Source organism: Halobacillus yeomjeoni (assembly GCF_020171525.1).
Lineage (GTDB): Bacteria > Bacillota > Bacilli > Bacillales > Halobacillaceae > Halobacillus > Halobacillus yeomjeoni.
The window spans coordinates 1,290,979-1,315,372 of record NZ_JAIVAI010000001.1; the positions used below are offsets into that span (position 1 = coordinate 1,290,979).

At 42.8% G+C, this 24,394-nt stretch carries 26 protein-coding genes; 7 read left to right on the forward strand and 19 right to left on the reverse strand.

Features of this window, described 5'->3' with window-relative positions; all coding sequences use genetic code 11:
* Window positions 1-28: 28 nt before the first annotated feature.
* The 6 genes from LCL89_RS06695 to dapF form a co-directional block, all read right to left on the reverse strand.
* A complete protein-coding gene (locus tag LCL89_RS06695) occupies window positions 29-1,042 on the reverse strand; it encodes a LacI family DNA-binding transcriptional regulator (protein ID WP_224808980.1) in 1,014 nt (337 codons plus the stop codon).
* An 81-nt stretch (window positions 1,043-1,123) separates the two neighbouring features.
* Window positions 1,124-1,963, reverse strand: a complete 840-nt coding sequence (locus tag LCL89_RS06700) for a carbohydrate ABC transporter permease (protein WP_197315517.1) — start codon at window positions 1,961-1,963, stop codon at window positions 1,124-1,126.
* Window positions 1,964-1,966: 3 nt separating this feature from the next.
* Window positions 1,967-2,920, reverse strand: coding sequence for a carbohydrate ABC transporter permease (locus LCL89_RS06705; RefSeq protein ID WP_224808982.1), 954 nt, complete (start codon window positions 2,918-2,920; stop codon window positions 1,967-1,969).
* A 69-nt stretch (window positions 2,921-2,989) separates the two neighbouring features.
* Window positions 2,990-4,279: an ABC transporter substrate-binding protein gene (locus tag LCL89_RS06710; RefSeq protein ID WP_224808984.1), complete on the reverse strand. Its 1,290-nt coding sequence runs from the start codon at window positions 4,277-4,279 to the stop codon at window positions 2,990-2,992.
* A gap of 374 nt (window positions 4,280-4,653) precedes the next feature.
* Window positions 4,654-5,052, reverse strand: coding sequence for a secondary thiamine-phosphate synthase enzyme YjbQ (locus LCL89_RS06715; protein WP_224808995.1), 399 nt, complete (start codon window positions 5,050-5,052; stop codon window positions 4,654-4,656).
* On the reverse strand, window positions 5,049-6,026 hold the full coding sequence (dapF, locus tag LCL89_RS06720; protein WP_224809006.1) for a diaminopimelate epimerase: 978 nt from the start codon (window positions 6,024-6,026) through the stop codon (window positions 5,049-5,051). The genes LCL89_RS06715 and dapF overlap by 4 nt, the downstream gene beginning before the upstream one ends.
* Window positions 6,027-6,336: 310 nt before the next feature.
* Between dapF and LCL89_RS06725 the strand changes: the two genes are divergently transcribed.
* Window positions 6,337-7,410: a fatty acid desaturase family protein gene (locus LCL89_RS06725; protein WP_224809008.1), complete on the forward strand. Its 1,074-nt coding sequence runs from the start codon at window positions 6,337-6,339 to the stop codon at window positions 7,408-7,410.
* A 130-nt stretch (window positions 7,411-7,540) separates the two neighbouring features.
* Here LCL89_RS06725 and LCL89_RS06730 read toward each other — a convergent pair whose 3' ends face one another.
* The 10 genes from LCL89_RS06730 to ilvE form a co-directional block, all read right to left on the reverse strand.
* A complete protein-coding gene (locus LCL89_RS06730) occupies window positions 7,541-8,509 on the reverse strand; it encodes an NAD(P)-dependent alcohol dehydrogenase (RefSeq protein ID WP_224809010.1) in 969 nt (322 codons plus the stop codon).
* A 192-nt stretch (window positions 8,510-8,701) separates the two neighbouring features.
* The gene (ilvA, locus tag LCL89_RS06735; protein ID WP_224809012.1) at window positions 8,702-9,661 is read right to left on the reverse strand and encodes a threonine ammonia-lyase; all 960 of its coding nucleotides are present in this window, start codon (window positions 9,659-9,661) and stop codon (window positions 8,702-8,704) included.
* A 14-nt stretch (window positions 9,662-9,675) separates the two neighbouring features.
* Entirely contained in the window at window positions 9,676-10,284 is a 609-nt protein-coding gene (leuD, locus tag LCL89_RS06740) for a 3-isopropylmalate dehydratase small subunit (protein ID WP_224809014.1), read from the reverse strand.
* Between the two features lies 1 nt (window position 10,285).
* Window positions 10,286-11,707 carry a 3-isopropylmalate dehydratase large subunit gene (gene leuC, locus LCL89_RS06745; protein ID WP_224809016.1) on the reverse strand — a complete coding sequence of 474 codons (1,422 nt, stop codon included), beginning with the start codon at window positions 11,705-11,707 and terminating at the stop codon, window positions 10,286-10,288.
* Between the two features lie 25 nt (window positions 11,708-11,732).
* A complete protein-coding gene (gene leuB, locus LCL89_RS06750) occupies window positions 11,733-12,839 on the reverse strand; it encodes a 3-isopropylmalate dehydrogenase (protein ID WP_197315508.1) in 1,107 nt (368 codons plus the stop codon).
* A gap of 16 nt (window positions 12,840-12,855) precedes the next feature.
* Window positions 12,856-14,397 carry a 2-isopropylmalate synthase gene (locus tag LCL89_RS06755; protein ID WP_224809018.1) on the reverse strand — a complete coding sequence of 514 codons (1,542 nt, stop codon included), beginning with the start codon at window positions 14,395-14,397 and terminating at the stop codon, window positions 12,856-12,858.
* A complete protein-coding gene (gene ilvC, locus LCL89_RS06760; protein ID WP_197315506.1) occupies window positions 14,384-15,415 on the reverse strand; it encodes a ketol-acid reductoisomerase in 1,032 nt (343 codons plus the stop codon). The genes LCL89_RS06755 and ilvC overlap by 14 nt, the downstream gene beginning before the upstream one ends.
* Before the next feature lie 21 nt (window positions 15,416-15,436).
* Window positions 15,437-15,958: an acetolactate synthase small subunit gene (gene ilvN, locus LCL89_RS06765; RefSeq protein ID WP_197315505.1), complete on the reverse strand. Its 522-nt coding sequence runs from the start codon at window positions 15,956-15,958 to the stop codon at window positions 15,437-15,439.
* Entirely contained in the window at window positions 15,955-17,670 is a 1,716-nt protein-coding gene (ilvB, locus tag LCL89_RS06770; RefSeq protein ID WP_224809020.1) for a biosynthetic-type acetolactate synthase large subunit, read from the reverse strand. The genes ilvN and ilvB overlap by 4 nt, the downstream gene beginning before the upstream one ends.
* Before the next feature lie 381 nt (window positions 17,671-18,051).
* Entirely contained in the window at window positions 18,052-18,954 is a 903-nt protein-coding gene (ilvE, locus tag LCL89_RS06775) for a branched-chain-amino-acid transaminase (RefSeq protein WP_224809022.1), read from the reverse strand.
* 536 nt (window positions 18,955-19,490) lie between these two features.
* On the opposite strand from ilvE, the gene LCL89_RS06780 reads away from it, so the two are divergent.
* Window positions 19,491-19,595, forward strand: a complete 105-nt coding sequence (locus tag LCL89_RS06780) for a YjcZ family sporulation protein (RefSeq protein WP_197315502.1) — start codon at window positions 19,491-19,493, stop codon at window positions 19,593-19,595.
* Between the two features lie 303 nt (window positions 19,596-19,898).
* Here LCL89_RS06780 and LCL89_RS06785 read toward each other — a convergent pair whose 3' ends face one another.
* On the reverse strand, window positions 19,899-20,087 hold the full coding sequence (locus LCL89_RS06785; protein WP_224809024.1) for a hypothetical protein: 189 nt from the start codon (window positions 20,085-20,087) through the stop codon (window positions 19,899-19,901).
* Between the two features lie 216 nt (window positions 20,088-20,303).
* A complete protein-coding gene (locus LCL89_RS06790) occupies window positions 20,304-20,657 on the reverse strand; it encodes an S-Ena type endospore appendage (RefSeq protein WP_224809026.1) in 354 nt (117 codons plus the stop codon).
* Window positions 20,658-20,840: 183 nt separating this feature from the next.
* Here LCL89_RS06790 and LCL89_RS06795 point away from each other — a divergent pair, with 183 nt between their 5' ends.
* From LCL89_RS06795 to LCL89_RS06810, 4 genes are all read left to right on the forward strand, one after another.
* The gene (locus LCL89_RS06795; protein WP_224809028.1) at window positions 20,841-21,272 is read left to right on the forward strand and encodes an S-Ena type endospore appendage; all 432 of its coding nucleotides are present in this window, start codon (window positions 20,841-20,843) and stop codon (window positions 21,270-21,272) included.
* Window positions 21,273-21,413: 141 nt separating this feature from the next.
* Complete coding sequence (locus LCL89_RS06800; RefSeq protein WP_224809031.1) at window positions 21,414-21,980, forward strand: hypothetical protein; 567 nt, start codon at window positions 21,414-21,416, stop codon at window positions 21,978-21,980.
* Between the two features lie 250 nt (window positions 21,981-22,230).
* A complete protein-coding gene (locus tag LCL89_RS06805) occupies window positions 22,231-22,563 on the forward strand; it encodes a hypothetical protein (protein WP_224809033.1) in 333 nt (110 codons plus the stop codon).
* Between the two features lie 10 nt (window positions 22,564-22,573).
* On the forward strand, window positions 22,574-23,038 hold the full coding sequence (locus LCL89_RS06810; protein ID WP_224809035.1) for a hypothetical protein: 465 nt from the start codon (window positions 22,574-22,576) through the stop codon (window positions 23,036-23,038).
* A gap of 424 nt (window positions 23,039-23,462) precedes the next feature.
* On the opposite strand, the gene LCL89_RS06815 is transcribed toward LCL89_RS06810, so the two are convergent.
* On the reverse strand, window positions 23,463-23,771 hold the full coding sequence (locus LCL89_RS06815; protein WP_224809037.1) for a hypothetical protein: 309 nt from the start codon (window positions 23,769-23,771) through the stop codon (window positions 23,463-23,465).
* Between the two features lie 209 nt (window positions 23,772-23,980).
* Between LCL89_RS06815 and LCL89_RS06820 the strand changes: the two genes are divergently transcribed.
* Window positions 23,981-24,385, forward strand: a complete 405-nt coding sequence (locus tag LCL89_RS06820; RefSeq protein ID WP_224809040.1) for a hypothetical protein — start codon at window positions 23,981-23,983, stop codon at window positions 24,383-24,385.
* The last annotated feature ends 9 nt before the right edge of the window (window positions 24,386-24,394 follow it).

Sequence of the window (24,394 nt, forward strand, 5' to 3'; positions counted from 1 at the left end):
CCCCCAGTTCTTGATAGCTTGAGAACTCTCACTTCTCAATGCTGGACTTTCTGATGACTAGTTCAGGATCCACCTTCACAGGATGAAGGTCATCATTTCCCTGGATCAAGTCATCAAGCATATAGGCTGCGAGTTTTCCAAGCTTCTGTTTATCTTGTTTCACAGTGGTCAATGGTGGGTCACTATACCTGCAGGATTCTATGTCATCACAGCCAATCAGCTGGATGTCCCCAGGGATAGAAACCCCCTCTTCTTTCATAGCTTTCATGGCACCAAGAGCCATCATATCGGAAGCTGCGAATACAGCTTCTGGCCACTCTTTTTCTTTTAGAATTTCTTTCATAGCTTGATAACCGCTTTCCTCAAAGAAATCCCCATAATGGATCCACTTCTCATTCAATGGTAGTCCAAACTGCTCCATAGCCTTCAAGAAGCCTTCATTACGGATGCTTGAAATGAGTGAATTTTGCTTACCACCGATATATGCCACTTTTCTTACCTTATTTAAGTAGAGATTCTCTACCACTTTAAGACCGATCTTTTCATTATCTGTCATGATAAAACTCGATCGTGGTCCGTCTAACTTCAAATCAATCCCCATACACGGGATATCACTTTCGGCAATTTCACGGACAGCTTCTTCAATTTCATCTCCGGCAACGATCAAACACCCATCGATATTGAAATGCTTGCACCTCTCCAAGTATTTGCTCTGACCTTTATAAAACTTCTCATTTGAAAAAAGAAGAAGATCATATCCTAAAGCACCGACCGATTTTTTAAACGTATTCACCACTTCGTTGAAAAAAGGGTGTTTAAAGTCAACGTTTATTTTTCCTGCATAAATCAAACCGATTAAATTCGATTTTTTAGTTGCCAGTGATTTTGCAGAAAACTTCGGCTGATATTTTGTATCTTCAATGATCTTATAAACTTTTTCACGGGTAGCCTCACTGATTCCTCCGTAATTGTTCATTATCTTGGATACGGTAGCCGGAGAAACCCCGGCCATCTTAGCGATATCTTTAATTGTTAAGTCCATCTTACAATCCATCTCCTTAATTTGAACCGCTTTCTTCACCAATCTTATTCTAACAAAACAATTGGAGGATGAAACTCTCCGTTACTTGATTGATCCCTCAGTAATACTGGAAATGAACCATCTGTTGAAAATCAAGAAGATGACAATCAAAGGTACGGTCGCCCAGAATACACCGGATAACAACATACCGAAGTCTACACGGAAAGCATTATTCAATGAAGCAAGCGCTACTTGCAATGTGTAGGAAGAAGGATCACGTAAGACGGTGAACTGCCATAGGAATTCTCCCCATACGAGTGTAAATACAATAATGCCGAGTGTAGCAAAAGCAGGCTTGATAATCGGAAGTACAATGCTGTAAAAGATTCTGAAATTCGAACATCCATCTAATTTTGCTGCTTCCATAAGTTCATCAGGAACGGATTCACTGATATACTGCCTCATAAGGAAGATTCCTAAAGGGTTCAATAGGAACAGAACCCCCGCTCCCAGTAATGTATCCAGCCAACCCAATTGGGAGACTAAATAATATTGCGGAATCAATCCTAGTTGAGGTGGGATGACCATCGTCAACAATATACAAATGAACAAAAAGTTTTTTCCAGGGAACTGGAATTTCGCAAATGCATATCCTGCGAGTGAACTGATGAGCAAGACTAGAGCTGTAACTACAGAACATAAGAGAATCGTGTTCCACATTGCCTGGAAAAAAGGAATCGTATCCAATACCTTTTGGAAGTTTTCAACTAACTTAGTTCCCGGCAGAAGCGTCGGAGGAATGGAGTTGTAAGCCGCGCTTGGACGGGTCGCCATGACGAACATCCAGTAAAAAGGAAAAAGGGATAGAATAGAAGCCACCGTCAAAACTATATAGATCGGTAACGTCCCAGATTTAGATCGTTTCTTAAATTTTTGATTCATCTCTTACACCCCTCTTTTCTTCTTACGGCCAACGCCTGATGTCAACCAAGTGTTGATGGCAGCTGCCCCAATGATAATGATCAATAACAATACAGCCGTTGCAGATGCTGTTCCGAATGATCCTAGGTTGAATGCATCACGGTATAAGTACATAACCACAGTCATCGCTTCATCTCGGCTGAATGCGGATGAGCCTAAGAATACTGTTGGTTCTGCAAACAATTGAAGTGCACCGACAGTGGACATGAACACAGTCAGAATGATGAAAGGCTTCAATAATGGTACAGTAATATGCATGAATTGCTGTACTTTGTTTGCACCGTCGATCGTTGCAGCTTCATACAAGTCTTTAGGAATACTTTGAAGTCCAGCCAAGTAGATGATCGTGTTATAGCCTACCCATCTCCAAAAGACCATCAATGAGATTGCAATTTTCGCTCCCCATTCAGATGTCTTCCAGCTTACCGGATCCAGTCCGAATAAACCGATGACGTAGTTTGCAAGAGCGGTTTCGTTACTACTGAAAAACACTCCGAAAACAAGAGCTACGGCTACCATAGAAGTGATGTATGGCATAAAGATGGTAACTCTGAAGAAATTCGTAAAACGAATGACAGCCAGGTTTAAAAAGTATGCCAGTATGATTCCGACAATCAATTGTGGGGCTGTCCCCATTAAACCGATAATGACGGTATTATAAAGTGACTTCCAAAAAAGCGGATCTTGCAGTACGACTCCAAAGTTTCTGAGTCCCACAAAGTCCATTTCCCCGAGCCCGTTCCACTCCTGAAAAGCCAGAACGATGCTGAAAACCGCCGGATATAGGCCGATGAGACCAAATATGATAAAGAAAGGCGCAACGTATAAATAACCAGAAATCATGTCTTTCGTTTTATCAGACAGTTTACTGGCTTTTGGAGCTGTTTTAGCTTGCTGCCTCTTGTGTACATTCTCCAACTTTTCAACCTCCTTACATAATGAGGGCCAGACGAGTTTCCTCTATCCGGCCCTTTTACAATGATAGAATTAACGATTCACTAAGCCTTCAATACGTTTAACAGCGTCTTTCCATTCTTTTTCAGGATCTGCTCCCTCTTGAACGTTTTTCAGTGCTGTCAAAATTTCATTGTTTACAGTTACATATTTAGGTCCTTTGTATACTTCAGGGATTTCTTTTGCAGCTTCTGCAAAGTATTTAGCAGTGTTCTGACCACCGAAATACTCATCAGAGTTGTTCACGAACTCTTCCATTTCATACACAGAAGGTGCAGAAGGGAATAGACCGCTTTCAGTGAAGGACTTCAGCTGATTTTCAGGAGATAGAAGCCATTTAGAGAACTTGTAAGCTTCTTCTTCGTATTCAGTTTCAGCAGGAATCGCAACGTAAGATCCACCCCAGTTACCAGCAAACTCACTAGGCAGCGTCGTCACACGCCATTTACCAGAACCATCAGGAGCGTTTTCCGTCATATAACCTTTCAACCAAGCTGGAGCCATTTCTACAGCGAACTCACCTTTGTTCAAAGCATTCGCCCACTCTGGAGTCCACATATCAAATTTTCCGACATATCCTTTTTCATGTAGCTTGACTGCATAATCATAAGCATCTTTAACTTCGTTACCTTCATTACCGATAAGAAGTTCGCCTTCACGGTTGAAGTAGCTCTCTTTTAAAGCATCCATATTTGCTCTGAATGCGATTTCCATGCTGTCTACCATAGGCTTACCTGTTTCATCCAATACTTGTTGAGCAGCATCTGCAAACTCATCAGGATTGGAAATCATTTCACTTACTTTATCAGGGTCTGTTGGAAGACCTGCATTTTCAAAAACATCTGTATGGAAGTACATCGCTTTAGGACCGATGTCAGTAGGAAGACCGAATAGGAACTCCCCATCCTTACCTTCAGCCATGTTCCACTTCCAGTCTAAGTATTGATCCTGGACTTCTTCCGCGCCAAGGTCATACAAGTTAACAAAACGTTCCTGCGCTTCACGGTAACGATCCAATTGGTCGACCTCGATCATCGCCAAATCAGGAGCACCTGTTCCAGCTGAAATGGAAGTGAACAAGCTGTTGTGGTGATCTCCCAGCTCTGAACGTTTAACGTTGATTTCAACATTTGGATTATTCTCTTCATATTCTTTCGCTAACGACTCATAGTTCGTTGCTCCAAATACCCAGAAATCTAATTTTACAGTATTTTCACCAGAAGCTGATTCCTTTTCCTTGTCGTCTCCACCACTTTCGCTGTTACAAGCAAAAAGGAATGCACTTAAACTTAACATTAAGACTAAAAGCAAACTTTTTTTCATTTTCAAAGTTTCCCCCTCTAATAAATTGCCCCAAACATAACCCAATATCAAAAGAATTGATTCACGAAACCGGTTTCGTAAAAGTTTAAAAAATATAGAACTAAGTTTGAGTTCTTAAGTAGATTATAGCATTTTTGAATCCGTTTTCAACTACTTTTTTTAATTTTCAACACATTGGACTCTTTTTTTAAGTAAACCGGTTTCTCTTTCTTCATTATAAAGATTGCATTGAAAACAGTTATACCTTTCTGTTCATTTTACTATTTCCAATTGGATAACAGGGCTTACTCAGCTGGAACTCCACTATGTTTCTACTTGTAATAACCAAATTTTAAAAAAGACCTGAGCCACAGATAGACTCAGGTCTTTTTCTTCTATTGTAAAATCATCGCTTTGAACTTACGGTTTCTAGGACCATCGAACTCACAAAAGTATAACCCCTGCCACGTGCCGAGAACGAGACGTCCATCTTCGATCATTAACGTCTGGGAATGACCGACTGTACTTGTTTTCATATGAGCGGCTGTGTTCCCTTCAGCATGACGATCCTCTGAATGATCCCAAGGGTAAACCTCTGAAAACCTGCGCAGCATATCTGTTTTCACATCAGGATCTGCGTTTTCGTTCACTGTAAAACCCGCCGTCGTATGCATGGAAGAGACGACGACCGCTCCTTCTTGTACCCCCAGCTCAGTAATCCATTGCTGTACTTGCGAGGTCACATCAATCATTTGATCGTGTCGTTCTGTTTTAATAGTAAAGGTTGTAATCAAATTGATTCACTCCTTACCTGTGAAGATGCGTATTCTTTCAGTTTTTCATACTTCTCATTTTCATCGGTGAAGAAATGTTTTTCGTGTAGTTCAAATTCGGTACATTCACTATTAACAGTCACCTTTGATTCGTAGACATTCGTTCCATTCCCTCGAAGTTGGATACGGAAGCCTTCATCTTTCTTCTCCACTACACAGTTGACAAGTCCACCTTTATTCATGACCACGATAGGGACACCCACTTCATTCGGGCCTAAAATCGTGGATACCAGTGAAGAAGCGGACATAGCCGTACCGCAGGCATTAGTCAGCCCCACACCGCGCTCATAGGTTTGAACAAATATTTTATTGGAATCCATGACTTTTACGAAACTTACGTTCACTCCGCGTGGAAATAATTCAGGGATTGCATTCGCTTTCTGCCCTGCAATCTTCAACTCTCTTTGGTCGATATGATCGACGATGGAAACCACATGTGGGTTTGGAACGCTTAAAGCAGTAAAGGTCCGGTTCGTAGAAAGCTCCGGTATAGATACATCGATGGCTTCTTTATCCTTCACATTCATAGGAAGACTTGAGGGAGCAAACGAAACAGGTTCAATTGCCACCGCAAACGTGTCCACCCCCGGGAAGATTTCTTTGACTTGGCTGACATCTAATACGGCCTCTTTTGTTTCAATGGCAATCTCTTTTTCACCCAGGGCATCAATCATATGTCTAGCAACACATCTTAAGCCGTTGCCACACATCTCCGCTTCCGTCCCATCTGAATTGAACATACGCATTTGGGCTTCAGCTTTTTCACTAGGCAGGACGAATAAAACTCCATCCGAACCGATACCGTGTTCTCTGTCGCACAAAAGCCTAGAAATGTCTTTTCTTTGTTTCTCACTTAATGAAAGAGGGTTTTTGATTTCATCGATCAAAATGAAGTCGTTCCCTGATCCGTGACATTTAATGAAAGGTATTTCCATGACCTCTCCTCCTCGGTAGCTGTTTCCATTTATCATAGCATAGAAATAAGCGAATTTTGAGGGTTGTATGATTGTTTAAAAAAGTTCACATTTTCATAATATTCAAGTTGTGAAAACTTTCCATAAGTCCTGAAATCAAGCATGACAGTCGTCTTCCTGGCCCCCTCGTTTCGAAAAATCATTAGTTATTCTTAATACCTGGTATTAATTTGCATTGACACATGTATATAAACACTCTACGATAAGACAAGATAGATGTTATAGGAACCGTTTGATTCACCATCGACCGGTTTCGTGAAAGGAGAAAGATATGGAAGATTTACATTCATTTGGCTGGTATGCTAAACGTGTCGCAAAATATATGCCAGAAGGTGTTTTCAAACCTGTCCCAGCGAGACTATGGGGAGGGCTCGCTTACCTTCTAATCGTCATCGCCGGATTTTTGACGATTGGATTCTCAGATTGGAATCCACTGCTTTATATACCGATTTCTATTGTATTAGGAGCTAGTTTCGCCGGCATGGGATTCTTAGGACATGAAATCCTTCACGGAACGGTCATCAAACAGCCCTTACTCCGTGATATTTTAGGTGCCATTGCTTTCTGGCCATTGAGTACTGGACCGAAATTATGGAGAAAGTGGCACAACTTGAACCACCACATCCACACACAGCATGATGAGAAAGATCCAGATTCATGGCCGACCATTGAAAAAATCAAGAAGATGAAAATTTTCCAATGGATTTACAAGCTTCCGTTTTTTGTTCGTGCATTCTTTGGCTTTGCATCGTTGTCATTCCAATTCACTGCACATTCACTGCACATGTTCTTTTTGTTCGTAACAGACTTCAAAAAGAAAAAACAACCCGAAGTTTGGATGCAAACCATTATGCCGTGGGCAAGCTGGATTGGTCTTCTTTTCATTGTCGGTTTTGGAAAGTGGGTATTCATGTTCTTGATTCCACTGATTATTGCCAACATGATTGTTATGGGATACATTTCTACCAACCACCGTTTGAACCCATTGGTTCCTGTCAATGATCCTCTGGCTAACAGTCTGACGGTTACGGTTCCGAAGTGGGTCGATGTCATCCATTTCAATTTCTCATACCATACCGAACACCACCTGTTCCCTGGCATGAGCCCTAAACACTATCCTTTAGTAAAAGAAAAAATTAAGGAAATGTGGCCTGAGCGGTACCATGAAATGCCGATGGGGCGTGCCTTAAAAGCCTTGTGGCAGACTCCGCGTGTTTACTCTAGTGAACAGACGGAACTTGTCGACCCTAAGAAAGGTTCGCTCTATGGTTCATTAGGGAATGGACTGAATCCTAAGAATATAAAAATCAAAGTCGATCGTCATAAAAGTCAGTCTCAATCCTAGACAAGACGATAAATAAGACAAAAAGCCGGTCCTATTCGATATAGGACCGGCTTTTTCATATTAATTCAGTTCATCTTGTAATTTTTGTGAGGCTGAAACCCCTGCAAACATCCACTCTCTTATTGAATGTTCAATCCATTGTAATTACAACATTCCCCTTTTTGTGTCCCTGATCAACGTAAAGATGAGCTTCCCTGATTTGGTCTAATGGATATTTACGATCGATGACCACTTTTATTTTTCCCTCTTCAATCAAGCCTCTCAAAAACTCTAAATCTACCTTCTTTTCGCCGGCTATTCCACCAATGACTTTCTTGTCTCCGACTTTAGAAGTCCAAATCATCTGTAAAACCTCAGGGAAATCGAAGACCGCTACCACATACTTCCCATGTTCCTTCAACGAACACCTGCACTGTTTGAAAGATGTTTTTCCTAAAGTATCAAAGATAATGTCATAGGTTTTTCCGTTATTCGTAAAATCTTCTTCCTTATAATCGATGACCTCATCTGCACCGAGTGATTTTACCAACTCCACATTCACATTGCTGCAGACGCCGGTCACTTCAGCTCCGTAGTACTTGGCCAATTGGATTGCATAAGTCCCTACACTTCCTGATGCACCATAGACAAGAATCTTCTTTCCTTCACTAATTGCACCTTTTCTCAAGAAATCAAGAGCCGACATCGCTCCAAATGGAACGGCAGCTGCTTCTTCAAAGTTTATACTCTTCGGCCTATGTGCCACTGATCTAGATTCTTTGACAGTGATGTATTCCCTGTACGTACCTTTACCGCAAAATCCATACACCTCATCGCCTGCCTTGAATTTCGTCACTTCTTTTCCAACCGCCTCGATAACACCTGAAAAATCCATCCCTAATATCTTTTTTCTAGGCTTTCTCAATCCGATTACCATTTTAGATACAGGCCAGAGAGGTAAAGACTGTTTCGTCCCTCTCCTTATCCTTGAATCACCTGATGAAACGGTAATGGCCTGAACTTTAATCAATAGTTCATCCTCTTTGATCTCAGGCTTATCCATTTCTACTAATTCAAGAACTTCCGGCGCACCATACTTCTCACATATAATGCCTCTCATAGATCTCCTCCTCAATCACTTAGTCCGTTGAAACAGGAGCTTTTTATTCATCATACCTCATCCTATGTAAAGAGTGACTATATATTTTTACAGCTTTCATGATTTTAATGATATTCTTTTTTTAGTGTTCGAAATTCAAGGTTTATTACAGCAAAAAAAGGCTGCTGCACAAGGCAGCAACCTTCTTCATATTCAAGCAATTCCTACGTTTTTCGGATGAGCCAGCTTGCGGATGGCAGCCAAGCGGGATATATCCATATTCCCTCCGCTCAACACGACTCCGCATTTTTGTTTATTCATATTGGGACTTACACTTAACAGCCCGGCAAGGGCGGTAGCACCGGCTCCTTCCACAAGTGTCTTCTCCCGTTCCAATAAAAGCAGCATGGCTGTAGCAATTTCGAATTCATCGACAGTGATGACCTGATCCACATATTTCTGAATGTAAGGGAACGTTAAATTCCCTTTTTCTTTGACGGCAATCCCATCGGCAATCGTCGAAACAGACTTCAATTTCTCAGGACCTTTTTTATACAATGCATTGTACGTCGATGCGGCTTTCGCAGACTGTACACCGATGATTTTGATGCCGGGCTTCAATTGCTTAGCAGCAAAAGCAACACCGCTGATCAGCCCGCCACCTCCAATCGGAACAAACAAGGTATCAAGGTCTGGCTGCTGTTCCAGCATTTCCACTGCGACCGTCGCCTGACCTGCCATAACGGTGTAATCGTCAAACGGGTGAAGGAAGGTTGCGCCTGTCAGTCTCTGCTCTCTAAGAGCGGACTGGTAAGCTTCCTGGAATGATTCTCCTGTCAGTACGACTCTCGCACCATAGCCTTCTGTCGCTTCAACTTTCGCTTTAGGAGTAGCCTCCGGCATGAAAATTTTCGCCTGGATCCCTTTTTTCGTTGCAGCTAGGGCGACACCCTGGGCATGATTTCCGGCGGAAGCGGCAATGACACCACGCTGCCCTTCTTCCTCCGTTAAACTTGCTACTTTATAGGAGGCTCCCCTTACTTTGAATGCACCTGTCTTCTGCTCGTTCTCCATTTTCATAAAGACTTCCTGGCCACTCAACTGGTTGAAAGTCGTCGATGTTTCCAGAGATGTACGGTGCACCACCTCTTCCAACTGATTATGTGCGTCCATCACTTTAGCTAGCGTTAAGAAATCCCCAACGTCTTCACTCCTTTTTCATAGTTTTTTTCAAATTGATCGATTTCTTCTTCATAAGTCAATGTCACTGCAATCTCATCCCATCCGTTCAACAGCATTTCTTTATGATAGGACTGGATATCGAAAGAAACTTCCGACTCACCATCAGACACGATTTGTTTTTCCAAATCGACCTCGAGGTGATAAGGAAGACTGCTCGATTTTTCCATCATTCTGTTGACCACTTCATTCGGGAGTTCGATCGGTAGAATGCCATTTTTAAAACAGTTATTGTAAAAGATATCAGCAAAACTAGGGGCGATGACTACACGGAATCCATAATCTTCAATTGCCCACGGAGCATGCTCCCGGGAAGATCCACAGCCGAAATTTTCACCGCCGACCAAAATGGAAGCCGACTGGTATTTAGGGTCATTCAGAGAGAAGTCCTCTCTTATGCTTCCATCATCATGAAAGCGCCAATGATAAAAAAGAAATTGTCCGAATCCTTTACGCTCGATTCGTTTCAGGAATTGCTTCGGAATGATCTGGTCTGTATCCACATTCGTACGGTTCAGTGGATAGACAAGACCCTTGTGATATTTCAATGGTTCCATCTCATCCACCTCCTACAGCACTAGCATATTTCCTGACATCTACGAACTTTCCTTCTAAAGCTGCGGCGGCCGCCATTTCAGGACTCACCAAATGGGTTCTGGCACCGTTTCCCTGACGACCTTCAAAATTTCTGTTCGAAGTGGACGCGCACCTTTCACCCGGTGGAACGATATCATCATTCATCGCAAGGCACATGCTGCAGCCGGCGTCTCTCCATTCAAAACCCGCGGTCAGAAAGATGGTGTCCAACCCTTCCGCTTCAGCTGCTTCCTTAACCGACTTCGATCCAGGGACGACAATGGCTGTCACATTCTCATGAACCCGTCCTCCTTGAACGATTTCAGCCGCTTTTCGCAAATCACTTAGTCGTGAATTCGTACAAGAGCCGATGAAGACATGTTCAATCTCGATGGACTCAATTGATTGATTAGCCTGAAGTCCCATATATTCAATGGCACGTTCGACACCATCAACATCCTCATCTGCACCCATAGCTTCAGGATCAGGAACTTTCGCACCTACAGGTACACATTGCGATGGATTAGTTCCCCAAGTTACTTGGGGTTCAATTTCATCCGCATGCATGTGAAGCGTCTGATCGTAAACTGCTCCTTCATCTGAGGCAAGATCCAACCACTCTTGAGCGAGCGTCTCAAAGTCCTCTCCTTCCGGTACATAGCGTTTTCCTCTCAAATATTCGACCGTCGTTTCGTCAGGACTGATCAGCCCCGCACGAGCTCCAGCTTCGATCGACATATTACAAACTGTCATTCTTTCTTCCATTGAGAGGTTACGAACCGCTTCCCCGGTATATTCAATAACGTGACCGGTGCCGAACCTGACCCCATACCGGCCGATGACGGCAAGAATCAAGTCCTTCGCTGTCACGCCGGCACCCAGTTTCCCGTCAATGTGAACTTGAAGTGTTTTAGGACGTGCCTGCCAAAGAGATTGTGTAGCAAGGACATGTTCGACTTCACTCGTTCCAATACCGAAAGCAAGAGCACCGAACGCTCCGTGCGTGGACGTATGGCTGTCTCCACAAACAATGGTTTTCCCTGGCTGGGTAAGGCCAAGATCAGGACCGATGACGTGGACAATACCCTGATCCGGATGATCGATATCCGCTAAACGGACTCCGAATTCTTCACAGTTTCTTTTCAATGTTTCCATCTGCTTTTTGGAAACCAAGTCTTTGATGACGTGGCGATCCTTTGTCGGGACGTTGTGGTCCATCGTCGCAAACGTCCGGTCTGGTCTGCGGACGTTACGCTGTTTCATCCGCAAACCTTCGAACGCCTGAGGAGAAGTCACTTCATGCACCAGATGAAGATCTATATATAACAAATCAGGCTTTTCCTCTTCTTTATGAATCACATGTTTATTCCAAATTTTATCTACAATCGTTTGTGGCTGACTCAATGGCTCCTCCCCCTTCTTTCATACCTTACACATAGCAACGCATGATGTTTTCAGTCGTGTCACTTGTACTCAACTGTTCGACTACTTTTTTCGCAAGGACGCTTCCGCTCACCTTTACTCCATTACTTATAGATAGATCTGATGTATGGAACCTTTCAGCCAAAACATCGGCCACAGCTTTTTCCACTTGTTCTGCTTCCTCTTCCATTTGGAAGGAATGTTTCAGCATCATGGCTACTGAAAGGATGGCGGCAAGAGGATTCGCTTTGTCCTGCCCTGCAATATCAGGTGCAGAACCATGGACCGGTTCATAGAGTCCTACGCCGTCCGTGCGGATACTGGCAGATGGCAGCATCCCGAGCGAACCTGTAAGGACAGATGCTTCGTCACTCAAAATATCACCGAACATGTTCTCCGTTACAATGACATCAAAAGCTGTCGGATTCGTAACCAGCTTCATGGCCGCTGCATCGACGAGCATGTGTTCCACAGTAACTTCAGGATAATCATGTTTTTTCTCTTCAACGATTTCACGCCACATACGGCTTGATTCAAGGACATTGGCTTTATCGACAGAAGTTAGATGCTTTCGTCTGACTCTTGCACTTTCAAACGCTTTTTCTACGATTCTTTCGATTTCATGTTTTTGATAAGCAAGGGTGTCCACCACTTGTGTGCCATTGTTCTTCCTTTCGCTCGGTTCCCCGAAGTAGAGACCACCTGTCAATTCGCGGACGATAAGAAGATCGCTCCCTGCCACGACTTCCGGCTTTAATGGAGAAGCGTGCAGAAGCTGTTGGAATGCTTTGACCGGACGCAGGTTTGCAAACAATTCCATCTGCTTCCGAATTCCAAGCAATCCTTTTTCAGGCCTCATATGACCCGGGAGATGATCCCATTTCGGGCCGCCTACGGCTCCGAGGAAAATCGCATCCGCCTTTTTACAAGCTTCAATAGTATCTTCTGGAAGAGGAGTGCCTTGAGAATCGATGGCACTTCCTCCGATTTCCTGGCTTTCAAAAGTAAACGTATGCTGATAACGTTCTGCTACAGCCTCTAACATTTTCTTGGCAGCTTGTGTCACTTCAGGTCCAATTCCATCCCCCGGCAAAAGAACGATATGCTTTTTCATTGGATCTCCCCCTTTTTTATACTTGAGCTTCCTGCACTGGTTGATGCTTGCGGTACAGCGTCCGGTTGACTGCATTCAAAAATGCGTGAGCAGAAGCTTCCAACACATCCTGGGCAGACCCCCGTCCGGAAGCAGGTACTCCATCAACCGTCAATTGAACGTGGACTTCAGCCAGCGCATCGCGGCCTTTTCCTACTGAACTCAATTGGTAATCTTTCAGATGAACATCCGCATCAATCAAATCATCAAGCGTATTGTAAATGGCTTCTACACTTCCTTCGCCAGTATTGGCTTTCTCAACCTCTTCCCCATCCGGGCGAGTCAAAAGGACAGTCGCTGTCGGACGGTTGATACTGCCATATTGTACTTGGAATGCTTTCATCTCATATTTCGGCTGATCATCGTATTCTGTTTGTGTATCGGTAAGGATTGCGAACAAATCGTCATCCGTGACCTCTTTTTTCTTACCAGTCAAGTTCTTGAATGATTCAAACGCTTCCTTCAATTTGGATTCATTCAATTCAAAACCTAACTCGACCGCTTTCTGCTTGAATGCGTGACGGCCCGAGTGCTTCCCTAACACCATACGATTGGAATCGATTCCGACCATCGCTGGGGTGATAATTTCGTAAGTAGAGGCTTCCTTCAAGACCCCATCCTGATGAATGCCTGATTCATGGGCAAAAGCGTTACGTCCGACAACAGCTTTATTTCCTGGGACCATCATTCCGGTCAAGCGGCTTACCAGGTCGCTCGTACGTTTGATTTCCTTCAACACCATGTTCGTTTGGAAATCGAAGCGGTCCTGACGAATTTGCAGGGCGACTGCGATTTCTTCCAGAGCCGCATTTCCTGCCCTCTCACCGATGCCGTTGATCGTACCTTCGATTTGCCGTGCTCCATGTTCGATGGCTGACAAGGAATTGCTGACCGCCATTCCAAGATCATCATGACAATGAGCGGACAATACGACACGATCAATGTTCGGCACGTTAGCTTTGATATATTCGAACATTCGTCCATATTCATCCGGCGTCGTATAACCGACCGTATCAGGAAGGTTGATGACAGATGCTCCTGCATCAATCACTTTTTCGATGATATGGACCAAGAAGTCATAGTCTGACCTGCATGCATCTTCTGCTGACCATTGAACATATGGGAACTTTTCTTTTGCATAAGCGACAGCTTCCACCGCGGTCTGTACAACTTCATCCGGTGTCTTCTTGAGCTTATGAGTCATGTGAATGGGTGAAGTGGCCAGGAAAATGTGAAGGCGGGGTTCTGCTCCTCCTTTCAAAGCTTCCCAGGCAATATCGATATCCCGTTTGTGTGCTCTTGCAAGACCTGTTACAGAACAACCCCTGATAGTATCTGCGATTTCTTTTACGGCCTCGAAATCCCCTTGGGAGGAAGCAGGGAAACCTGCTTCCATAATGTCCACACCAAGACGTTCCAATTGTTTTGCGATTTCGATTTTTTCCAAACGGTTCAGGTTGACCCCTGCGGACTGTTCTCCGTCTCTCAGTGTCGTATCGAAGACATTAACGTGAGCCATGTGTAACCACATCCTTTTGTTTGGATTGGGATTTCTTGACGAATGGCATCAATTCACGGAGCTCTCTACCCACCTTTTCAATTAAATGATCGTTCTCACGTCTATTCGTCGCATTGAATTCAGGTCGGTTCGCCTGGTTTTCGAGAATCCATCCTTTAGCGAATTTACCGGATTGAATGTCTTCCAATACATCCTTCATGCGTTCTTTCGTCGCTTCATCGACAACCCGTGGTCCTGAGACGAAATCCCCCCATTGAGCAGTGTCGGAAATGGAATAGCGCATTCCTTCAAGACCGCCTTCATACATGAGATCGACGATCAGTTTCAATTCATGCAGACACTCGAAGTAAGCGACTTCAGGTTGGTAGCCAGCTTCTGTCAGCGTTTCAAATCCTGCTTTGACCAGACTCGTAAGTCCTCCGCAAAGAACAGCTTGTTCACCGAATAGGTCCGTTTCTGTCTCTTCCTGGAAGGAAGTTTCAAGGACACCTGCACGTCCGCCGCCGATGCCTTTCGCATATGCAAGAGCAAGGTTTTTCGCTTCACCGGTCACGTTCTGTTCAACCCCGATCAGCGCTGGAACGCCTGCACCTTCTGTGAATGTACGTCGAACGAGGTGACCCGGCCCTTTTGGAGCGACTAGAAATACATCAACATCAGATGGAGGAACGACCTGATTGAAGTGAACATTGAATCCATGAGCGAATGCCAGAGCTGCTCCTGATTTCAAGTTCGGTTTGATTTGCTCTTCATACACTTTCGGTTGATGTTCATCAGGAAGAAGAACCATGACGACATCCGCTTCAGCTACAGCTTCTGGTACGACCTTTACTTCCTGTCCGTCCTCTACAGCCTGGTCCCAGGACTTCCCTTTTCTAAGACCGACTACGACGTCAAACCCACTTTCTTTCAAGTTCTGCGCGTGTGCATGGCCTTGAGAACCGTACCCTACGACTGCTACTTTTTTACTTTTCAATACCTCATCTTGAATATCATTGTGATAGTAAACTTTCGCCATTATTAAACATCCTTTCTAACGTTATTTAAGTAGAGAATATGATTTCATTTCTGCCACCTGCGGCTGATGACCACGAGTGAAGGCCGTCAAGCCGGTCCGTGCCAGTTCCTTGATTCCATAAGGCCTGAGAAGTTCGATGAGCGCATCGACCTTGTCAGATTTACCTGTAACTTGTACGGTGATGCTGTCTTTGCTTACATCGATGATCGATGCCCGGAACGGTTCGATGATCCCTTGAATTTCATTTCGTATTTGCGGGTTGCTGATCACCTTCACCATCGCGAGTTCCCTTGCCACAATTGCTTTATCGGTAATATCGGATACCTTCAGGACATCGATTTGTTTATTCAACTGTTTGGTGAGCTGCTCAAGCTTCCTGTCGTCTTCCACTTCAACGACGAAGGTCATTTTGGAAACCCCTTCAGTTTCAGTTCTGCCGACAGATATGCTTTCAATGTTGAACTGCCTCTTTGCTAAGAGTCCTGTCACCCGGTTCAATACACCACTTCGGTTATGGACAATCGCTGTTACAATTCGTTTCATGGTTTCACCCCGATCATTTCGTGAAGCCCTTTTCCTGGGGCGATCATTGGATATACATTTTCTTTCTGAAGTACACGGCAGTCGATGACAGCCGGCTGGTCATCAGCCAGAACTTCTGGTAGTACGCGCTCCAAAGTTTCCTGAGAATCTATGAAATATCCTGGAACCTGATAACTTTCTGCCAATTTCACAAAATCGGGCTGTGTATCAATGATGGATTCTGAATAGCGTTCGCTGTAGAATTTCTCCTGCCACTGGCGAACCATTCCAAGTGCCTGATTGTTGACGATCAGTATTTTAACGGGCAGTCTCCGTTCCTGAAGTACAGAAAGTTCCTGGAGGGTCATTTGGAAGCCTCCATCCCCGACTATTGCTACACAAGTAGAATTCATATCAGCAAGCTGGGCTCCGATGGCGGCAGGAAATCCATAGCCCATCGTGCCGAGGCCTCCTGAGGTTACCCATCGGTTCGGGCGGTTGAAATGGTAGTATTGGGCCGCCCACATTTGATGCTGCCCTACATCGGTCGTGACGATCGCTTCCCCTTTTGTATATTCATAGACTTTCTGCATCAGCCACTGAGGTACGATGTCTTTTTCCGGCTGCTCATGCCAGAGCGGATATTCTTTCTTGTTGTTTTGAAGACGCTCCATCCACTCGTGATAGTCCCCCGCTTCCACATTTTGTTCATTCAGTTTTTGAAGAGCGGCCTTTGCATCGGAAACAATAGGAATAGCTGTCGGGACGTTTTTCCCGATTTCTGCAGGGTCTACATCAATGTGAGCCACTTTCGCAGATGGCGCAAAATGTTTGAGATTTCCCGTCAGCCGATCATCGAATCGGGACCCGATATTGATTAATAAATCACATTCATACAACGCCATGTTTGCGGAATATGTTCCATGCATCCCTGCCATCCCTAAGGAAAGTGGATCGTCTCCCGGGTAGGCACCCAAACCAAGAAGAGTTGTAGTAACAGGTAGTTTGTATTGATGAACGAATGTCTTCAAGTCTTCCGATGCGCCTGCATGAATGACACCAGACCCTGCCAGAACCACAGGCTTTTCAGCTTCTTTCAAAGCCTCATGAAGCTTACCGATCTGCAGAGGGTTCGGCTTTAACGTCGGCTGATAGCCAGGCAGATCGAACGAATCATCGATATCCTTTTGATAGACAGATGATGAAATATCTTTTGGTATATCGACTACGACAGGTCCAGGACGCCCGGTTGTGGCAATATGAAACGCTTCTTTCACGATTCTCGGAAGTTCCTCGATTTCCTGGACTTGATAGTTATGTTTGGTAATCGGCGTCGTGATTCCCATGACGTCCGATTCTTGGAAAGCGTCTGTGCCAATGACTCCTTTAGCTACCTGCCCCGTAAATACGACAATTGGAATCGAATCCATCATAGCGTCAGCAATTCCAGTAACTAAGTTCGTGGCTCCAGGTCCTGAGGTTCCGATAACAACTCCCGCTTTTCCAGAAACTCTTGCATACCCTTCGGCTGCGTGAATAGCGCCTTGCTCATGTCGTGGAAGGACGTGGTCAAAACTTCCCTTCGCTCGATAGATGGCATCGTAAATTGGAAGAACAGCTCCACCCGGGTAACCGAATAACGTGTCTACACCTTGGTTAATTAATGCTTCCACCAACAGATCCGCTCCCGTTTTTGTGGCCGCTTGTTCTTTCAAACTTGCCTGTGCCTTCATTTTTTAATCCCTCCTGCACGTAATGGTATTGAACTTGTAAGTCCATTGTTGAATAAAAAAAGACCTCTTCCTCCCTCTACTTCCTCACACACTTCGGTATAAGAAAAGAGAGGGGTGAAAAGGTCTAGATCTTCACGGTACCACCCTCATTCATGGAGCCTGCAGCTCCACCTCATGGAATTCAATTGAATTCCTTTTGATAACAGGTGCGGCGAAACACCCGGTCCTGCCTACTTCGTAAAGGTTCAGCAAGGACACTCAAGGATGATGTCAGAATAAGATGTATTTCCGGGCTTCCAGCAACCCCGGCTCTCTGGGAATACAAGAACTTATTCCTTTATTCCTTTCATCGTTTTGAATGGATTCAATTTTTTTACTTGTTCAACTCACATTAGCTTTGTTTTCAGCATACACTTTGTATCCATCTGTGGTGGTGATCTTTCTGAACTCGCTTAACAAATGATTGGTGACAACACCTGGAGAACCATCTCCGACTTTTCTTTGGTCGACTTCGACAACGGCAATGACTTCAGCTGCTGTACCTGTCAGGAATACTTCATCTGCCACATACACATCATGTCGGGTAAAAGGTTGTTCCTTCACTTCATATCCTTTTTCTTTCGCCAGATCGATGATGGCATTTCTTGTAATTCCTTCAAGCGCACCAAGGTAGGTTGGCGGTGTGAAGACTGTGCCATTTTTCACAATGAAGATGTTATCTGCTGACCCTTCAGTCACATACCCCTGATCATTCAACATGAGGGCTTCATCAACCCCCGCCTGATTGGCCTCCATCTTCACTAAAATGTTATTCAAGTAATTCAATGATTTCACCTGCGGTGGAAGCACATCCGGTCGGTTTCTGCGGCTTGAAACCGATGCAAGTCTAACGCCGCGCTCATATAATTCTTTTGGAAACAAAGCGAGTGCTTCAGCAATGACAACCACTCTAGGGTTTGAACAGCTGGCTGGATCCAAACCTAAATTACCAGCACCCCTAGATACGACGACTCGAATATACGCGGTTTCGAGTTGATTCTTGCGGACCGTTTCCGCGATGATTTGTTCCAGCTCCTCCTTTTCATAAGGGATTTGAAGCATGATCGATTTTGCTGAATCGTATAAGCGATTCAAGTGCTCATCCAGTTTGAAGATGTTGCCTTCATAGACACGAATGCCTTCGAACACCCCATCTCCATAAAGGAAACCATGATCATAAACTGAAACAACGGCCTCATTTTTGTTCACGTATTCGCCGCCTAAATAAATCCATTGGCTGCTCATTCTCAGCACTCCTTTCTTTTATGGTTTAATGTTTAAAATGGTTAAAGAACATTGGGAATTAGGGGACCCTGGAAAGTAAGTGTGCAATCTTACATTTTCAGGGTCACAAGGTCCTTCCACATGAAACCAACCACCGCCGGCGATCTATTTCCGTTTGCGTTTAGTTGATTGAGGACTACTTTAAACCGATTTTCAGAGAAGGTCAACAGGTTTTAAACAAATTTTCTGAACACTCCGATTATTGAGAATCCAAATGAAGCGCTTACATCCATGACTGTCAAGAGTTTTGAGAGTTTTAACCTCTTTCTTTTTTTCTTTTTTATCTTTTTTTCCTACTTTTTTTAGAAAAAAACTCCTTCGTCACAACGTTGGAGAGAAACCAGGATCTCTTTTCATATTAAAAATAAAATGAGTTTTCATCACGGATGAAAAATAGGACAAAACCTAAATTTATTTTTTCGACTGGTCAAACGCCCTCCCGCAAGAACTTGTCTTCACATAATTTGAATGTATAGGAAAAAGAAGGTGGTGAAGACATGGGCTGTTATGGTGGATACGGCGGATACCGCGGTAACTCGTTCGTATTGATTGTCGTTTTGTTCATCCTTTTGATTATTGTAGGCGCTTCTTTCTACTACTAAAAAACAGACCGTGTGAATCGCCGCTACCCGTTCTGAGTGATTCACACAAAAAACCAGAGGAGGTCCTTCCCCCTCTGGTTTATTTTTTTACATCATTTGCTATGATCATAAATACATTCAAAATATGTCTGATCGTTAGAGAAACTTAAATGAATGTCTTTCATTAAGTGCTGGACTGAGTTTCAAAAAAAGACGGACAAAGGCTGAACGGCTCGTATAACCTATTGATAAAATAAAATATCCAAGAGGAATAATCCTCTTGGATTCAACATGTACTTTATGAGTGCATTATACATTCCTAAATTAAGGATGAATTTCTTCTTTATACTGATACTCTACATTAATGAAAATCTGCTCAAGCTCTGTGAGTGTCATGTCGCTTGTCCTTTTTCCGACCCGATCCTGAGTATAACCCATGTCTTTCAGTTTATTGATCAGATGACTCCTTCGATTCTCTACTCCTCTGGAAAGATAAGTAGGTTCTATAGTCATAGAATCACCTCCATTATCAGATCAGTTTGTCCACTCTACTTATTACTAACCATACCCTTATGTTGCGAATGTTAACCTGTAATATAAAAAATCGCTTCAGGACACTTGAAGCAGTTTTAAACCAGTCCCCAAAAAAAGATAGAAACTAATACCAATTTGTTTGTATCAGTTTCTATCTTAACTCTCCAATATATGGGAATTTCTTCAGGTTTCATTTTAGTAGTAGTATTCTTTCTTGATCGCCTTCAACTTATAATCCAAACAGTATTTCCCGACACATGGCTTCAAATTGGAACAGTGCGGACAGGAAAGCTGGATTTTGACGAAGTCATCCACTACGAGTGTACGAGTGCTTCCTTCGTTGACAGTAAAGACCAGCTGACAACTTTTACTGTCTTCTATTACTATTTGCAAGTGGTCTGAGCACCCCGTATCAAAAAAGATCGTGATGGAGCCCGTCGCTTTCTTCTTATTTCCTACAATATTGAAGATATCAATCAATCCAGAATTACAAGGAAGACGGAAGTTTCCACAAATATCACTGGAACCATTCGCACTACAACTACTCATAACGCTCACATCCTTATACATAGTACATGTATTATTAGATGCTAAAAACCTTAGTATTGATACAAGGCTGGTTCATCAATTATCCATTTTCTATTAATTTTAACCATAACTAGTCATTGGTTTAGTCAATGCTTCTCCTTCTGCATTTACTATTATTAACCTAACTACAAGGAGGAAAAAAATATGGGAAATTGTTGTTGTTGTCCAGATAGAGGCGGCGCGGGAGATTTTCTGACAGATGAGATATGTGGTAATTTTACGATTGCATGTGGTAATGAAGTGGGAGAGGTAGTATGGACTTCCAATCCTACAGATGCAATGGGAGCACCAATCGGTCCGGCCCAACCTGTAATTGGGACAGTTAGTGTCTATTTTGATCGCGGGTGTGGAGATACCGTAACTGTACAAATAATTGATGACTCTGGTGATACCGATGTTGTTGTTTCTACTTTCAAAGTTCCTGATGCACCACAGAGCTCTACTGGAAATACACGTGCGCAAACTATTACTAAACCATTCACTAAAGTAGTAATTTTTTGTGATGATGATTTAGTTGAACCGAACGAATTTTGCACAGGAAAATTCTGTATTACTGCTCATTACAACGTAAGATAATAAATTAAAAGAAAGGCACGTTTTCACGTGCCTTTCTTTTATATAAACCAATAAATATTCATGATTGGTAGTTATATGCCGGCACTTCATACATAGAAGTTTCTTATAATATAGAAATGAAAAATAAGGGGGGGATAAAAAATGAGTTGTAACGGATGTGGTTGTTGTGGTTTTTGTTGTCCAGACGAGGAACCTCAGCAACAGGGGTTTTGTCCATGTTGTACGCGTACGTTAGTTGATATACTCCAAGCCATTATAGATCAATCTCCAGGTGAAGCAATCCGCATAGACCTTCCTGGCCCAGCTAATTTTATAGGTGATGCCGTTCCTATCCAAATCAGAAGCGGCTTCACACTCCAAATTGCTGTCGGACAAAATGAAAACCAAAGTATTGTTAACATCTGTGATATCGTGGCTTTAACTGGAGACCCGGTTGACGATGTTGACTTATCCTCAATCCCTGGACAAGAAAATTGTGAATGCTGTGAAGAAGCATTGACAGAAGTCATGGAAGAGATAGCTTCTGATCCTACGAGATCTTTCAATATGAATACTCAAGGGCAAAATGCTATGATGTTTAGTAGTGGAAAAAACCCTACTGAAGTTTTTGACGGCGTCGTTCGGTATACAAGCGGAAATATGGGTCAAAAAGCTATCGTTTCCCTCTGCCAAGTATCTAGTATCGATTTAATTAAACCTCAACTTTAATAATACCCCTTTTATACCTTTTTGACAGTTGAACTGCAAAAAGGTTTTATTATTTTCAAACAAAGTTCAATAGCATATGATGTATAACCGCTTCTCATTATTGTGTTAGAAATCATCCACCTCAAGTAGTGCCGCCACCAAAGTATACTGTATGTACGTCATAGATTCACTCTCCTTTGATTAATATTTAACAGAGCTCTTGCATATCTTTCATAGAGACGATCACAAAAGACGGACAAGGAGTGATTTCATGATACCGAGGGGCTTTGATGACATCCAAATAGATAAAGCAGATGTGACAAAGACTATTGATCACATGCTGGAAGCCATTATGACAGAAGAAAAAGCTTTAGCTGAAATATTAGAATCCCATGCTTGTCATATTCAAAGTTATGTGGAAGAATCACTCCATTCCTCATGCCTATCAGGCGATTCAGATCTGTACATGCTCAGCCAGTCCCTGAAACGGATTGCCGATCAAATCCTTTTAAAAGAATGGTTGATATTAAAGAAAGTCGAAGTCGTAATTCAATTAAAACAGAAGTCCTTAGAAACCGAGGGATATCATGCCAATAAAGAATAGGGTGTAAATCATGGGGGCACAACGTAATTTATCCGCTGTTCTATCCGACTTGCTTATTGCAGCTAATCATTGCAGTTCTTCCATTCACCAGGTCTTGAACGCACTCCAATCAGAAACCCATATGAGTGAGGTTCAGAGACATATGAATAGAAAAACAACGAAATACTTCATCGAAGCCCTCGATAGTTTACAAGAAATCCGGAAACTATCTCTAAGAAAAAAAAGTTTATATGATTTAGATGGGTTACTTAATTTAGGAAATTCAGAAGAGTATGATTCACTGCAACCTGTTTTTTCAGAATTTGAACATTTCGATCTTCACTATGGTGGTATAAAGATTACCACACCTTCTTCAGAAGCTTGCAATTACGAGTATATAGTAAATAGACAGTTGCATCATACTTATATAAACAAGAGTCTCCCCGCTTCCCCTTGGTTATCCAAGAGGGTCAAAGGCAGAAAAGAGTCTGGCTGATCATTCATCTCTAGAGATAAATGACTAATGTCCAGACTCTGTTTATTTTATATATAAAATAAGTTTGTGATACCTTAGATTTATAAGAGGTTAAAAAACTATATACAAGCAGGTCCGGCCAATATCCTGGTCATTATTTTATTAAGGTTCTCATCTCCAATAGTCTCATTATATCTTTATTTCAATTATGTATCCTCCAATAACAAAGAGACTTCTTCACCCAAAGACAGATTCTAGCAATACCATTCTTATTTTCTCCCCCCTCTACAAGCCCCTACCTAGCTTTTTTACAAAAAAAAGAAGGGAGTGATTTTTCACCCCTCTTCCTTCCTCCCTCTCCTTGTTCTAATTTCATATATCTGATTAGAAAAAGGAGTACAATATGTTGTTTTTCTTCATTCAATCAATATAAGTAAAATAATATTTATTCACAAGGGTCTGGAGGACAACAATCATCTTCAGGTATGTCCAACACATCTTCCAGCTTGAATTGTAATAACATCTCTTTCTTGATCACTGTACGCAGCATCCTTTCTACACTTTTATTCACTTTTAAGAGCTCATTCACATCACAGGATTTCTGTATACCTTTTTGCAGTTTTTCTCCTTCTGCATTCAGTATATGAGCTAAACTCAATTCTTCGAAAGCTATGGAAGAGAGCAGTAGATTGATGACATCATCCCGGCATAGCTCTATTTTCGGGTTAACATCGGGAATGTTCGGAAATGACATGATGATCCTTCCTCCTTTTAATTGTGCTTATCCTCATATATATGTGTATGAGACAGGTTTAGTACAACTCTCCCGTATACGGGGAGTTGTACTAAACCTGTCTAAATTATTTCTCTCTTAAAAGCAGTAGATTTATGGGGACTCATCTCACACAAAGTACACGTTGAAATCATAAACTAGTAATAAAAGTAGAAATGAGGTATAAATCTTTGAGTTTTCCTAACATTCCGAATGTAACACCCTCATTCAACCTTTCGAGAGACGATGCCGTGAATTTATTATTGGCTTCGATCGCTTTTGAGGAACTCGGGTTAGCTCACATGATCAACGCTGAAGCCGAGAAGATCCAAGGTGCATTGGGTTTGTTGCCGGGGTCAAGTGTGCCTGCTGCCCGTTCCTTTTCTGAAGTTCTGGAAGCTAACGAAAGCGCCAATAAAACACTGAAAACCATTCTAAAAACCCAAATGCTTCTTCAATTCAAGTTGGAAGATGTCATCGATATCATCAATCAAAAAATTCAAGTCTTTGAAAACACTGCAACTGCCACTGGAACTTTTGAAGGCCAGACCGTATCAGATTCTGATAGTGCCTTTTACCACATAAATGTGGCTTAGGAAAAATTT